Source organism: Microcoleus sp. Pol14D4, from assembly GCF_036701245.1.
In the GTDB taxonomy this organism is placed as follows: Bacteria; Cyanobacteriota; Cyanobacteriia; order Cyanobacteriales; family Microcoleaceae; genus Microcoleus.
Window position 1 is genome coordinate 168086 of record NZ_JAUBQM010000003.1, and the last position, 14546, is coordinate 182631.

A 14546-nucleotide genomic window follows, 5' to 3' on the forward strand; every position below is an offset into this window, starting at 1 on the left:
GTTTGTTTGTGAAACTTAAACTCTTGGCAACTGTAACGGCAAGTTTAGCTTTGTTTGGGCTGGCAGCTCCCGTTAAAGCTCAAAATCCAGATCATGTTAGGCAATTGCTGGAAACTAAAGAGTGCGAGGGCTGTGACTTGAGAAATGCTGATTTGTTCAAGGCTAGCTTGTACAGAGCTAATTTAAGAGGAGCCGATTTAAGCGGAGCAAATCTTTATGAAGCTAATTTGCTAGAAGCGGACTTAAGTGATGCTAATTTGGCAAATGCTAACTTAGTGAATGCCGAGATGTACGGTGCTGAATTGAATGGTGCTAATCTGCGAAATGCGGATTTGTCTAATGCTTTTTTGGGGCGAGCGAATCTGACGAGTGCGGATTTGCGCGGTGCTAAACTTTTTAATGCCAATCTGGGGGAAGCTTATCTGCTGCAAGCTAATTTGTCGAATGCAGATTTGAGGCGTTCGCTGTTGTTTAGAGTTAATTTGAATCGTGCGAATTTAAGCGGAGCGGATATGTCTTTCGCCGATGTGCGCGATACTAATTTGCAGAATGCTATTTTGTCAAATACTAGGCTTCCTAGGGCTCAATTGACCGGGACAAATATTGATGCGGCGAATAACGTGCGGCAAGCTGATTTGGAACGTGCCAACTTGCGAGGTACGAATTTGGGGCCTGGGGTTTGCGTGATCACTACTTTTCCTTATTGTGTTTTGAATGTGGAATAATCTGCTTGCTGAGTGCGTCAGCCTCCATTTTTTTTGCAGCTACGGGAATTTTTGCTCCCGCCCAAAAACCGATAGAAGCCTCCGACTTAAGTCGTGGAAAGAGCAAAATTTTAGACTAAAGTTGTAGCTCCCAGATGAATCTGTGGAATAAATCTAAAATCTAAAATTTAAAATCTAAAATCGACTGACCCGGCCCAAAAACCGATAGAAGTCTCCGACTTAAGTCGTGGAAAGAGCAAAATTTTAGACTAAAGTTGTAGCTCCCAGATGAATCTGTGGAATAAATCTAAAATCTAAAATCGACTGACCCGGCCCAAAAACCGCTAGAAGTCTCCGACTTAAGCCGTGGAAAGATCAAAATTTTAGACTAAAGTTGTAGCTCCCAGATGAATCTGTGGAATAAATCTAAAATCTAAAATCTAAAATCGACTGACTGGCGGGCTGGCGCACCCTAGGTTGAGATCCGAGTTAAGTTTGAGGCGGTTTGTACCCTCTTTCGAGGGCAAATCTCACAAGCTGTGCCCGATTTTCTAGCTGTAATTTGCTGAAAATGCTGCCTAAATGAGCTTGCACAGTCCGGGGGCTAATAAACAGCCGATCGCTAATTTGTTTGTTAGTATAACCCTGGATAACCTCCCAAAAAACTCTTTCCTCGGCTGGTGTTAAAGGCAAAGGTGCAGGTGCTGGCAATACTGCCACAAATTGTGGTTCCACCGCCCTACCGCTAGAAGTTTGAAGCAGTCGGACAATCTCGGCGTGAATCCGGTGAGAGCGCTCTAACTGCGCCTTTACCTTAGCTAAGATTTCTTCAGACTGAAAAGGTTTTACCAGATAATCGTCAGCGCCGATCGAATGACCTTCAACTTTTGACTCAATCTCCCCTTGACCAGACAAAAATATAAACGGGACTAACTGTCCCAAACGGGTAGTTCGCAAACGGCGACAAAACTCAAACCCGTCCATTTCCGGCATCATCACATCTGAAATTACCAAATCAGGGGGGGCATTTTCAAACATTGAGAGCGCCTCCACCCCTGAATTAGCGCATTCCACCCGATATCCCTGACTTTCCAAGTACATTGCTAAGACTGTTTGACAGTCTGCTTCGTCGTCAACCACTAATATTCTTTCCATGACAGGCTTGCACCAATTCCAGTTGGACAGTTCTTGAAACTGCCAGTCCCAAAGTAGGAACTTAAATGAGTTTACCTCCTGCAACTGGATAAAGGCTCACAATTTCAAGACGCCACACTTTCTCAAATAGTCCAATTAGGAGCGCCTAGCGCATAAAAGCGGAAGCAGTAGAGCAATATGGGGAATATCCTTATTTGGTTCGCATATCATCAAAAGCTACAACTTTTTATGAGGAAGCGTCAACTTTTATGCAGAAAATAGAAGGTAAAAGAAAGAATTTAATCCTGTAAAACTGAAATCTGGGTGACACTTATACTATTCCTAGACCCGACATTGAAAGGTTTTTAGATTTTTCAGGTTCGGATACAGGTACAAAAGGGACAGCGCGAGCAGCTCCTGCTGGGGGCGGCGCGAACCAACTCGGGTCGGCAACCAACATACTTTCAATTATCGGTGCGGGTTCGGGGCGGCTGAACAGATACCCCTGCATGATATCGCACTGATGTTGTTTCAAAAAATCTAGTTCTGCTTCTGTTTCTACTCCCTCAGCAATTACTGTCATATTCAAACTGTGACCAAGTAAAATTACTGCTGTAGTAATAGCAGCATTTTGAGTATCTTCGCTGGCATTACGGACGAAAATTCGATCAATTTTTAAAGTGTCAAAAGCAAATTGCTTAAGATATCCTAAAGTAGCGTAACCGGTGCCGAAGTCGTCAATAGCAATCCGAATTCCTAGAGCTTTAAGTTCGTTTAAAGTAGCGCCTGCTACAGTCGCATTTTCCACCAAAGCGCTTTCGGTCATTTCTAATTCTAAATTAGCAGGCTCTAAACCTGTAGTTTCCAATATTTGGACGATTCGCGCTTTTAGTTCCGGGTCCGACAACTGCCGGGCCGACAAGTTTACTGATATTGTAAAGGGCGAAAACCCCGCCGCCAGCCAACTAGCGGCTTGAGCGCAAGCTGAAAGCAGTACCCACTCGCCAATCTGAATAATTAAACCTGTTTCTTCTGCTAAGGGAATAAATTCGCAGGGAGAAATTATACCTCGATCGGGATTTTGCCAGCGCACTAAAGCTTCAGCGCCGATAACTTTGCCGGTAGCAATATTCACTTGTGGCTGATAGTATACCTGAAACTCACCTTGTGCCAAAGCGTGGCGCAACAAAGCTTCGAGAGCAAACTTTTCAGGAGAGAGGGTCGTAACCTTAGTGGAGTCGTTAACTAAATCTTTGAGTCTGGCTTCTGCTTGGTGAAGCGCGACTGTCAGCGGTTGAGTAATAGTTTGCCGTTTCAAGACGCGAGAAGCAATGGCTCCTAGCAATTCAGCTTTGGTAAACGGCTTTGTCAAGTAATCGTCTGCGCCCAATTCCATCCCCCGGCGAAAATCGGTTTTGTCACTTTGAGCCGTGAGGAAAATAAATGGAATTGTTGCAGCTAGCGAGTTTTGCCGCAGAGTCCGCAACACGTCATAACCGTCGAGTTCCGGCATCTGCACGTCGCACAAAATTAAATCCGGTATCTCCGAAAGTGCCATCTGCACCCCAGCTCGACCGTTTTCAGCCGCAATGACCCGGTAGCTGTGAGATTCCAGGAGTTGCAGAAGAGTTTCCCGGATTAATTCGTCGTCCTCAATTACCAAAATTTTGAGCATGATACTTAGATAACAGATGGCACTCTATATCAACCTGACTAACTCTAGCATATTCAAACTAACGAATTACCGAGTCGGCCAATTAGCCAATAAACCATTAGCCAAATGGCTGAATATTTTACTTCGGTTCTTAAGTCACAATAAAAGCACTGCTAAAATAGGGAAGAGTTCGATCTCTTTCAAGAGCAGAAAACTTCTGGGCCCTACTCGTTTGATAAATTTTTATTACAAAATACCCCCGTTTCTCATTAAAAAAAATTCAGCCAACAGTTTCAGTGCGCGGATGGCGGAAATTACTCAGGCAATCACTTATATGATGTCCGGTTAATTGTTCATAATTAGCCCGTGTTTGTACTTAGGATTTGTGTTTTCTCTCGATGGATGAATCAGGACGGTACCTCCTGACACAGCCCCAAAATGGATCGCTGCGAAGCATAACAGTCGGGGAGAGATAACAATTTGAGACTAAAGTTCAAGCTTCCAGATTCATCTGTAAAGTAAATCTCAAATCTCATATCGACTGAAGAAGAATTTAATTATGGTTGTATAACCAGACATCATATTATCCACTTTATTAATTCACTGGCTTAGTGGAATTCGCGCAAAACTTTTCATCTACAATTGCCGAAGTAATACTGACAGGGTGCATTGATGATGACGGAATAATCAGGTCTTGCGGAACTACCACTGTCTTTTTACAAACCAGCTCGCTACTGCCTACAGAGGCAAAGTTCCAAGCATAAAATTCGGGAGTGCTGACTGTTGCATTGGCCGGATGTAAACCTAGTGCAGTCACTAATACTAATCCCAAAGTCACTAAAGCTACGATCGCGAATCTCAGCATATTCTTTGTTTGAACCCGACAACTTATCTGATTGGTATTACCTTATTATTGCCTGGGTGGATCGAGAGCGTCAACCAATTTTAGATTTTAGATTTTAGATTTTGGATTTTAGCATTGACCCCACGGATAAATTCGGGGAATCCTTTATCGGATACAGGTTTTTTATTTCTGGACGGATGAATCCGGGGGCTTGTATCCTGGATGCTTTCGGTCAATAGCAGTTATTCCGCCGTCAGGTTCAACTCGTAAGCGATCGGCTCAGATGCTTGAGAAACTACCACGAATTCATAATAACCAGCATCATCCAGCAATCCAGACCAACTCAACCCCTCTGCATCTTCCAGCAAAGCTCGCGCGCCCTTTGTCCGCCCCGGAGTATAAATTGACAGTAGAGTAGATTTGGGCGGTGCTTGCAAATTCACGCGCAAAGTTTGATTTTGAGCGAACCTGGCAATGTAAGCTTTCCCTTCTCCGGGTTTGAGATTGCCTGTGAGGCGTTTGCTCTTCGATAGGCGGTCAAATTCAACGCTTTCGATAGTTGCTCCAGCTTGTAAGGCTTCGAGTTCGTCGGCGGTAATTGCTTGCCAAATTTGTCCGATCGGCAAACCGATGAGATTGCGATCGCGCGGCTGTTCTGGAAACCAATAAAAGAACCTAGCATCAGCCAAATCGTACAAAGCCCGACTGCTCAAATTCAGCTTGTTAACCTGTGTTTTCCAGCGATCGATATCGGCGGTGTCGTAAGTACCCAACCGCGCTCTAGCATTGCTGCTGAGATTTTCCAGCTTGTCGAGCAACTCGTCGCCGATTTTTTGCCACCTTTCGCGCCACTGGCGATCGTCCTCGCCTTCTTTTAACAATCGTCCCCCCAATTCCGGGTATTTGGCATAAAAAGTCTCGTCCACAAGGTTGACGTAACCGCTATAGAATCGATCGTCAATTTTGAGCTTGACAAAGCGATCTTGCAAAGCATCTTCTTGCTGCTGCTTCGGGTTGGGAGGCTGGGGAACTTTCTGTACTTTTGATTGCAGATTTAACAAAGAATTGCCCGCAAACCAGCCAACTCCCCCCATAGTTGAGAGCACCGCCACCACCAACAAAACCATTTTCCAAGCAGGCATTTTTTGCTGATTGCCAATAGCTGCAACTCGCACCGGAGTTCCCGGCAGTTTTGGCGCGGGGGCGGGCACGGGTATAGGCGACAGATCCGGCGGCTGCGCGATCCCAAAATCCGGGGCGGGCGGCAAAGGTGGCTGTAAAGGCGGATTGCCGGAGAGAGCGAGCATTACCTCGCGAGCCGAGGAGTAACGCTGGCTCGGCTGTTGAGCAAGCATTTTATCCAGCACCAGGGACAAATTCGGAGACAGAGAACATTCCGCCCGCCAGTTCCAATTCAGCGTCTGACTGTCGAGCAACTGATGCGGTTCCTTCCCAGTCAGCAACACCAAAACCGTGGCCGCCAAAGCGTACAAATCGCTGTGGGGATAGACGATTCCCATCTGCATCTGTTCGACGGGAGCGTAGCCGAGCTTGCCGATGCGAGTCGCGGGGGCGGGAGCGCCGTTAGCCTCAGCGAAAAGAGACTCTACGGTGGCGGCGACTTGTTTTACTCCGCCGAAGTCGATTAGCACGGGCATCCCGTCAGAACTCCGCAGAATCAGGTTGTCCGGGGAGATGTCGCGGTGAATCACTCCCAAAGAGTGAATGTATTCGAGCAGGGGCAAAATCTGCAGCAGCAGTTGATTGATTTCTGCTTCTATAAACCGCAAACCCTGACGCTTGCGGGCGTCGAGCAAAAAGCGGTAGGTTTGACCGGGAACGTAGTCTTGGACGAGAAATAGGTAGCCTCGATCGCTGATACTGACGCGGAAGAGTTCGCGAAAGCGGGGGATTTGATTGTGTTGCAGCTTGTAGAGCACTCCGGCTTCCCGCTCGAAGAGTTCCTCGGATTTTTGTAAAGCGTAACTTCCATGTACTTGGGGCGCAAATTCTTTTAAAACGCAGGGTTCGTTAAATCGGTGGGCATCTTCAGCGAGGTAGGTGCGCCCGAAGCCTCCGTGTCCCAATTCGCGGACGATGCGGTAGTGGTTGTTGAGAGTTATGCCGGGGTAGATGGGATTGTTCATTGGAACTTGCTGCGTCGGATTTTCACGCTTGACTGAGACTGAGGATTTTGGGCGATCGCTGAATTAATCTTGCCATAGTGTGTCAGTGTTTATTAGTCGATCGGCAGCTTGGCTATCCCCTGCGGTTATTGTGAAAACAGCGGTTTCGTGCTATGGAAGTTTATCTCCTGCGCCATATTTTCGATCGACCTCAAAATGTGTTCAAATTTTGAGTGTCCAGCCCAATGTGCGATCGGGTGTTAGCGCTACTAATTGAATCTTGAGCGATCGAGGTGCAAAATACCCATTTTAAGGAGCAAATAATGCAGCCAGAACAGCGTCAGCGAGCAATTGGGGCGTTTGAAGAGTTTTTGAGGGCGCCGCTTGAGGAACGATTGCAACACCAGCAGAGTCGAGTTGCCGAATGCGGAGCGATCGCGCTTTTCCAAAAAGTCGCTGCCACAGTACCAGCTTACCAGACTTTCCTAGCTGCACTCAACATCAATCCCGCCTCAATTCAAACCTTGGAAGACTTCCAAAAATTGCCGCTAATTACCAAAGAGAATTATTTACGCTGTCACCCGCTACCTCAGTTGTGCTACCAGGGCAAATTAGAAACTTGCGATTTCATTGCTGTTTCATCTGGTTCGACAGGAAACCCGACATTTTGGCCGCGTTTTATCAGCGACGAGTTGCAAATAGCAACTCGTTTTGAACAAATATTTCACGACAGTTTTTCCGCCGACAATCGCTCAACTTTAGCTGTGATTTGCTTTGCTTTGGGGACTTGGGTAGGCGGAATGTACACGGCAAATTGCTGCCGCTATCTAGCGAGTAAGGGTTATCCCGTTACAGTTGTGACGCCTGGGAATAATAAGACTGAAATATTCCGAGTTGTGCAGGAACTTGGGGAGCATTTCGAGCAAGTAGTTTTGTTGGGATATCCGCCGTTTATCAAGGATGTGATTGATAGCGGAATTGCTGGGGGTGTGGAGTGGCAAAAATATCGAATTAAGATGGTGTTTGCGGGGGAAGTGTTTAGCGAAGAATGGCGGGGTTTGGTGAGCGATCGCACTAATTCTGACAATCTATATTACAACTCTGCGAGCCTTTACGGTACTGCGGATGCCGGCGTTTTGGGCAACGAGACACCGCTGAGTATTTGCATCCGCCGCTTTTTAGCAAACAATCCCGAAGCAGCACGCAATTTATTCGGGGAATCGCGGTTGCCAACGCTGGTGCAGTACGATCCGAAAAGCCGCTTTTTTGAAGTGAATAATGACGGCACGCTATTATTTTCGGGCGACAACGGCATCCCGCTAATACGCTATCACATCTCCGATAACGGCGGTTTAATTTGTTACGAAGCAATGCTCAATTTTTTGGCTGAATGGGGATTTAACCCTGTGGCACGTTTGCAGCAAGCAGCAGGTATGAAAGTTTCTGATTTCCCCAGAGGAATTCGCTGCTTGCCATTTGTCTATGTATTCGGGCGATCGCACTTTACCGTTTCCTACTTCGGTGCCAACATTTACCCGGAAAATGTCACCGTAGGTTTAGAAGTTCCCACCATTCGGGAATGGGTGACGGGAAAATTTGTACTGCAAGTCAAGGAAGATGCGGATCAAAATCGGTTGTTATCGGTGGTTGTGGAATTAGCAGCGGGGGTGGAGGGCGATGAGGAGATGCAGCAGGCGATCGCATCTTCAATTCTCACGCAATTGCGGCGGCTAAACAGCGAATTTGCTAATTACGTTCCGCCAGAATATCAGTTACCTGTGGTGACATTAACTGCGATGGGCGATGCGGAGTATTTTCCGATTGGGGTGAAGCACCGATACACGCGGCAGTAAACCGTATTTTTGTGAGTAGGGGCTGGACTAAATTGTATCGGGATCAATATTTAATTCTCGCAGTTTCGCGGCCAGGCGATCGGCTCGTTGAGCTTCTTGTCCGGCTCGTTGAGCTTCTTCGTCGGCTCGTTGAATCTCCCTTTCTGCAACCTCTTCAGGAGTCGGGACAAGCTCTCCTTCTGCTGTAAACAAACGCAATTTTCCCTCGCAAATTCCTAAACACAAATCGAGCTGTTGACTCCGCAGATGCCCGGATTCGTTCGGTGCGATTGCTTCATATTCCCCGTCAAGTAAATGAAACCCAGCTAATTCTAAAGTTTCTGGGTCAAACCAAAAGTAATCATGAGTGCGAAAAGTATCTTGATAGAGTTGCTTTTTAAAGTTTTTGTCTATATCCGCTGTTTTGGGAGACAGGATTTCTACGATAATATTGGGGTACTTTCCCTCTTCATCCCAAACTACCCAGCTTTTCCGAGTTTTTCGTTCTGTTCCGAGTACAACAAAAAAGTCGGAGCCTCGGAAGTCCTTCGATTTAAGTTGATTGGAACAGTAATAAATGGTGAGGTTGGCAGCAGCATAGAAATCATTTCTATCTCGCCACAGCCATTCTAGGCATTGGAGGAGTAGGATTATTTGTCGCAGGTGCAGTTCTGTTTCTACGGAATGTTCATCACTATCTAAATCGCCGGGAGGAAATATAAAGTTTTCCGGTATCTCTTGTTCTAGTATCTCTTGTTCTAGTATCTCTTGGGTAGTAGCTAATTCTGCAGTTGCGGACATGACTGCTGGGTGAGGAGTAAGAGGTTGTGTGTCTATTTTAGCAAGCTTTTCATATCTCTGCCGAGCACTATTCTGAAAGCCCGATCGCGCTTTTTGCCGAAACACGCGATCGAACACCGAACAATTAGTCTTTAACTATTAGCAATTACCGCTTTATTGGCCGTCAACTTCCCTGAGAGCCGCCAGAATTTCCGGTCGTTTCATGCGCGCGTAGCCCCGCACTTTCCGGTCTTTGCCGATCGCCTTCAACCGTCTCAGCGAAAGACTTTCGTAGTCTTCCTCTGGGGACGGGGACGGAAACGGCAACTCTAACTGCAACTGCGGTAACTGAGGTTTTTGCTGTGCTTTCGACTGCTTCTTAGGCTGCGTTTTTGACGGCGTTTTAGGTTGTGCCTCGGGCTGTATTTCTGAGTGCGTCGCTGCGCCTCCGAGTTGGCGGCGCAGCGTTTCAATTTGATTTTTCAGGTCATTTTCTACGTCTTCAATGGCGTCGGAAACAAACTGATTAATTATTTGGATTGTGCGTTCTAGTTTTCTTGACAGCAATTTTTCCAGTTCATCCAACTGTCTCAAAGCGGCTTCAAGATTTACCTCAGAAATAACAGCAGATGTCGGCGGACGTTTGCTGCTCGATTGTTCAATTTTTTTAGCCAATTTATCTACCTTTTCATGAAATGTTTTTTCAACTTGTTCGAGCAAATTCTTGATCTGTTCTATTTGGTTACGCTCAAAGTTCTGCTCAGTGAGAGCTTTTACTTGCTTTTTTAGTAGCTCTTCATTTTTTTTAACAGATTGTTCTATTTGTTTTGTTAGACTCTCTACCTTTTTTTGAAATGATAGCTCAAATTGTTGCAGTAGAGTCTCAATTTGTGCAGTTTTATGAGTCGGTTGCGGAGCTAAATGTTCCATTTCTGCTTGAGCAACAGCTACCTCATCGTCGGTCATTTCAAATACCCACGCCCACATTTGCTCGATGCCGAGTTCTTTAGCAACAATACACCAATCTGAGCCGCAGACAACTTCATATTCTTCTTCGTTGCTGTAAGCTTCAGTGCGACGTACAATTAAAGGAATTAAGTTGCTGCCTTGCTCGATCAGACTTCTCCTGAGAGCTTCGCGGCGTTCGCGAGGAATTTCGCCCCGATGAGGCTCTGGTATGGCAATTTGGGAAGTGTAAATGTGAGTGTGACTAATTGGCTTAATCCGCAAATATTCAACTATTTGGTTTTGATCGGACGATCGATCCATCTTGTTACAAGTCCCCTTTTGTCATGAAAATCTGATGTGTAGGTATTTATGTATGTTTGCACTTTACAGCCGGCGTTTTAAGGGATGCAGGACTAACCCAAGAACTCAAATTGTAAGGTGCGAGACAAACACCTTACCCAGACCGTGGTAAGTTAAAGGGTTTCTTGGGCTGAGTCTTCCAAGTCTGCGATCGAACTCGGTTATCTGGGGGAGATATGGCGTTGCTGCTGTACCTGTGCGGCTGGCTGTGCGGTGACAGCCCGGGCGATGGCGTCCCGCCCCGCAAGCTACGGCAAAAGTTACTGCAATTCCTAAAAAAAGTGACTGTGATGAGTTTAACTGGCTGTGGGACACCAAGGATACACTGCTTTACTCATCTTTACTTTTTTTGGCGTCAGGGCGATCGGGCTGGCGTTGCGAGTTGCGGCAGGAGTTGCGAGTTATGAGTGTTTTTGCCACTTGTCAATTATTTTAATCATTGTTTTGTCGGTTAACCCATCAATACGTTTGACCGCACTTGTAAATGACACAAACGGCTGCACCTCTCGTTCTTTGATTATTCTTTTGATTACTGGAGACTTCAAGCCCGCATCTTGAAAATTCGCCAACATTTTAAATTCATCTAGGGTATTGAGTGCTTCCAACGCCGACATTGATTCGGAAACTACGTTTTCAACTTCTGGTATCCTCTCTACCACAACTTGTTTTTCGGGTGGCGACTCTGATTTCAAATCATTAATTCTGTTTGCTAACTCAGCTTCAACTAACAGAGGTACTTGTTGTAAGATTCGGTTTTCAACTTCTTGTATACTCTGGGCTAAAACTTTTTGTTCACGGGCGTACTCGGCTTTTAATTCATTAATTTGACTTGCAAACTGAGCTTCAATATTTGTTAGTCGCTGTTCTAAACTAGATGAATCTTCGGGAGTTTCATTTTCACCTAAATTAGGGACTTCGACTACAGAAACAGGGTTGGTTATTGAATCTGCGGGCGGCGACGAAGTATTTTCGTACAAAAACCCGGTTTCTGGGAGTTCAACTAAATTCTCAGTGCTTGCGGTTTTTCTGAGAATTTCAAGTTGTTTGAGGAGAAGTTCTTCATTTTCTTCTTCCAGGATGAATGCTCCGATTGTCTCGCCCTTGAGATTTTCTATTTCCTTTGCTCTCACCGCCGCATAGTATTCAAAGTCTCCGTCTACTATTTCGTAAGCATCCATACCGTTTCGGCGGACAATTATCGGATTAATCAATCCTCCTGACTGTAAAATCAGTCTAGCTAATTTATCCAACTCAGGCTCTGCAAAATTGGAACGTGGCACTGCGGATGTAATTCTTTTCACTGCAACCAGTGAGGGAAATAATTTTTTCATTAGTTTTTACCTATTTTTTCTAAAACTTCGATTGCTAGCATTTCAAATTCTTGGGATGCGATAGAATCAGGCTTAAAGTCCAGCACTGAAATCGGATCGGCGATTTCCATATTTCCCACGATTTGAAATTGTTCTGCACACTTTGCCAAATCATCTCTTTCGTAAATTACGCTGTCCATAATTTCAAGGCCGTACCGTTTGGGAATTGTCTCCCTCCGCTTGGGCAAACTATACTGTACAAATTTAGTATTAGTTGAAATTTTGCAAGGCAGAACGCCTAAAATTGCGATCGGCTGTTTGCCGATTATTTTCCTAAATCCGTTAACTTTTTTGATGAAATCCTTGACGTTAACCAATCCTTGATTAGCAAAAGGTTTTAAATCAGAAGGAATAATTAAATAATCCGCCGTAATCAGGGCAACTCTAGCATAAAAATTCAAAGATGGCGGCGTATCGATCAGTACAATATCATATTTATCCTGTACTACGGCTAGTTTTTGAATTAAAATCATTCGGCTGTAATCTAGTTGATTAAATTCGGTTTCTTCGTGCATCAAATTGATGTGGGAAGGAACCACATCAATTTCTGGATGGCAAAAACTTGACTTGCGTGCTACTTCGCCTATGGAGTAACCATCTTCTGACTGCAAAACGTGAAGAATGTTGCAATCTTTCAAATCATCTTGTTCTTCATCCTCAAATTTTACTAAACCAGTCGCAAAGGTTGTATTAGCCTGACTGTCTAAGTCGATGACTAATACTCTGTTACCTTTCTTGCTCAGCGCGGCGGCTAAATTGACTACTGTTGTAGTTTTGCCAACGCCACCTTTGTTATGGTAAACTGCAATGATTTTCATAGTATTTTGCCTTTTTTGGGGAACGGTTAAATGTGATTTAGATTGAATATTAACGACATTATTTTCAGGTATTTGTTCCGGTTCTGAGATTTGACTTGGCTCAGGTTCTGCGGTGGCCCAATTGTCTGGTTGTACTGGGACTTCGCTAATTAACTCAGGACTAAATAAATTAATTATATTATTTTCCAGTTCGAGATTATCGGGAGTTTTTATAGGTTTTAAACTATTTCTGCCAATTAAAGCTATAATTTCCTCAATTCTAGTTTCCACGTCTTGTCCAGCACACTTAAAGACTAGCTCAACCTTATCGGCGCTTCTTGCATAAATTCTAATTTCTTTACCGTTAGTTATGAGGCCGTAGCGTATGCTCAAACTTGTTAAATAGCGATTGAGTTTTCGCAGGTGGCGGTCTAAATTTTCCTTCGGATGTTTAGCCTCCATAACTACACTCATCGGCGAGTCTGCATCGACAACTATGGGGATAACTTGGGTTGCAAAGGAGAGGAAGTCTAGACGAATATTCCCAAATGCGATTTCTTGGTGCCAAGTGTCGGGGGTATAGCCTAACTTTGGTAGCAGATAGCTGACAATGAGTTTGCTTTCTACTTCGCTTTCGTTTCGACAGTTATTGGGATTGAAAGTCATTCGATTTTAGATTTTAGATTTTAGATTGGGAATGACTGATTTAATCATGGTAAGGATTGTGATATAGACAGGATGGCGCGCATTCCGCTTCTTACAAAAGCTACGGATTGTAATATCGAAAAACCCGGTTGTGTTTGACAAACCGGGTTTTTTTGGGATTAATCACGCTTCAAAACTACTTTGTTTGAGCGTTAAATTCCTGCAATGTCTGATAGCCGCCAGCCGGATCGTATAGGTGACAGTTGTCGGCAATCCGCTTCATTAAAGACCAAGAAAATTCTGTTTCGTACAGATGATCTTGCCAATTTTCCTTTAAGCTGCTGTGGGCGAGGCGCAAATTGTACCAGGGAATAGCAGTTGAAAGGTGGTGGGGAACGTGCACGTTAATGTCGTGGCACAGAAACTCTACCCAGCGGGGATAATCGCAGTGAACTGTTCCCGATAGTTGCGCTTGGGCTTCGTTCCATTCTTCGGGTTCTTTAAATGAAATGTCTGGTGCTGTGTGGTGGACGATCGTAAAAGTGCTCATCCAGAAATGGTAAACCAGCCAGGGCATCAACCAAAATTTGACAAATCCCCAAATGCCTGTGGTTGCAATTAAAATCGGGAATCCGATCGCAGCACCGATTAAAACCACTAAGACAGAAAACCGCACTTGTTCTTGTTTCTGTTTTCCTGTGAACCGCCACCACATAAAGTGTACTTTTGCCCAGTGGGCGATCGAGCCGATCCACCACATCCAACCGAATATTAAACTATAAGCTACTTGTAAAGCCTTGGGCGCGCCAGCGTAGTCTGCTGCTGTCATCGGGTGCCAAGCATTATCCTCACCAAGTTTGTTGGTGTGTTTGTGGTGATAATTGTGTCCGTGCCGCCATGCGTGAAACGGATAAATTAACGGCAAGAATGCGAGATGTCCGACTAAATCGTTTACCCAGCGGCGGTTAGCAAATGACCGGTGTCCGCAGTCGTGTCCGATCACAAAAAAACCGGTTAATCCGGTGCCTGTGAAAATCCACATTAGGGGTAGTAGAAACCAAGGCGATACTGCTATGCCCCAGTAACCGACAGCAACTAAAAGAACGTTGACGATTACTTTTGTCCAAGCTTTGCGGGGATTTTTGACGAATACTTCCCGCGGCAGGGTTTTGAGAATATCTTTGAGGCGCAGGTTGGAAGTGTCACTTGCGGATGTCAAATTTAGTGGTTTTTCGATCGATGCTGTCATAAACTGATTTCGATTCTCCGTATGCCATGAGGATGGCTTAACAAATTAGCGCAATAAAAAAGCGCCATAAAATGTCAGCTCGTTGCCAGCAAGCAGCAGACGA

11 protein-coding genes are annotated in these 14546 nt (G+C 45.1%); 2 read left to right on the forward strand and 9 right to left on the reverse strand.

Annotated elements, in window-relative coordinates:
- Window positions 1-8: 8 nt before the first annotated feature.
- Window positions 9-725, forward strand: a complete 717-nt coding sequence (locus QUA33_RS03055; protein ID WP_333146374.1) for a pentapeptide repeat-containing protein — start codon at window positions 9-11, stop codon at window positions 723-725.
- 468 nt (window positions 726-1193) lie between these two features.
- Here the strand turns inward: QUA33_RS03055 and QUA33_RS03060 are convergent, their stop codons facing one another.
- The 4 genes from QUA33_RS03060 to QUA33_RS03075 form a co-directional block, all read right to left on the reverse strand.
- On the reverse strand, window positions 1194-1859 hold the full coding sequence (locus QUA33_RS03060; RefSeq protein WP_333072892.1) for a response regulator: 666 nt from the start codon (window positions 1857-1859) through the stop codon (window positions 1194-1196).
- Window positions 1860-2169: 310 nt separating this feature from the next.
- Window positions 2170-3513: an EAL domain-containing response regulator gene (locus QUA33_RS03065; RefSeq protein ID WP_333094642.1), complete on the reverse strand. Its 1344-nt coding sequence runs from the start codon at window positions 3511-3513 to the stop codon at window positions 2170-2172.
- Between the two features lie 574 nt (window positions 3514-4087).
- Entirely contained in the window at window positions 4088-4357 is a 270-nt protein-coding gene (locus QUA33_RS03070) for a hypothetical protein (RefSeq protein WP_333094641.1), read from the reverse strand.
- A 221-nt stretch (window positions 4358-4578) separates the two neighbouring features.
- A complete protein-coding gene (locus tag QUA33_RS03075; RefSeq protein WP_333146376.1) occupies window positions 4579-6483 on the reverse strand; it encodes a serine/threonine-protein kinase in 1905 nt (634 codons plus the stop codon).
- A gap of 302 nt (window positions 6484-6785) precedes the next feature.
- Here QUA33_RS03075 and QUA33_RS03080 point away from each other — a divergent pair, with 302 nt between their 5' ends.
- Window positions 6786-8315: a phenylacetate--CoA ligase family protein gene (locus tag QUA33_RS03080; protein WP_333146378.1), complete on the forward strand. Its 1530-nt coding sequence runs from the start codon at window positions 6786-6788 to the stop codon at window positions 8313-8315.
- A gap of 27 nt (window positions 8316-8342) precedes the next feature.
- Here QUA33_RS03080 and QUA33_RS03085 read toward each other — a convergent pair whose 3' ends face one another.
- The 5 genes from QUA33_RS03085 to QUA33_RS03105 form a co-directional block, all read right to left on the reverse strand.
- Window positions 8343-9095, reverse strand: coding sequence for a Uma2 family endonuclease (locus QUA33_RS03085; protein ID WP_333146380.1), 753 nt, complete (start codon window positions 9093-9095; stop codon window positions 8343-8345).
- 153 nt (window positions 9096-9248) lie between these two features.
- Window positions 9249-10343, reverse strand: a complete 1095-nt coding sequence (locus QUA33_RS03090; protein WP_333146382.1) for a Rho termination factor (modular protein) — start codon at window positions 10341-10343, stop codon at window positions 9249-9251.
- Window positions 10344-10783: 440 nt separating this feature from the next.
- On the reverse strand, window positions 10784-11713 hold the full coding sequence (locus QUA33_RS03095) for a ParB N-terminal domain-containing protein (RefSeq protein WP_333146383.1): 930 nt from the start codon (window positions 11711-11713) through the stop codon (window positions 10784-10786).
- On the reverse strand, window positions 11713-13215 hold the full coding sequence (locus QUA33_RS03100) for an AAA family ATPase (RefSeq protein ID WP_333146386.1): 1503 nt from the start codon (window positions 13213-13215) through the stop codon (window positions 11713-11715). Before QUA33_RS03100 ends, QUA33_RS03095 begins: the two co-directional genes overlap by 1 nt.
- A 175-nt stretch (window positions 13216-13390) precedes the next feature.
- A complete protein-coding gene (locus QUA33_RS03105; protein WP_333146388.1) occupies window positions 13391-14443 on the reverse strand; it encodes a fatty acid desaturase in 1053 nt (350 codons plus the stop codon).
- Between the last annotated feature and the right edge of the window lie 103 nt (window positions 14444-14546).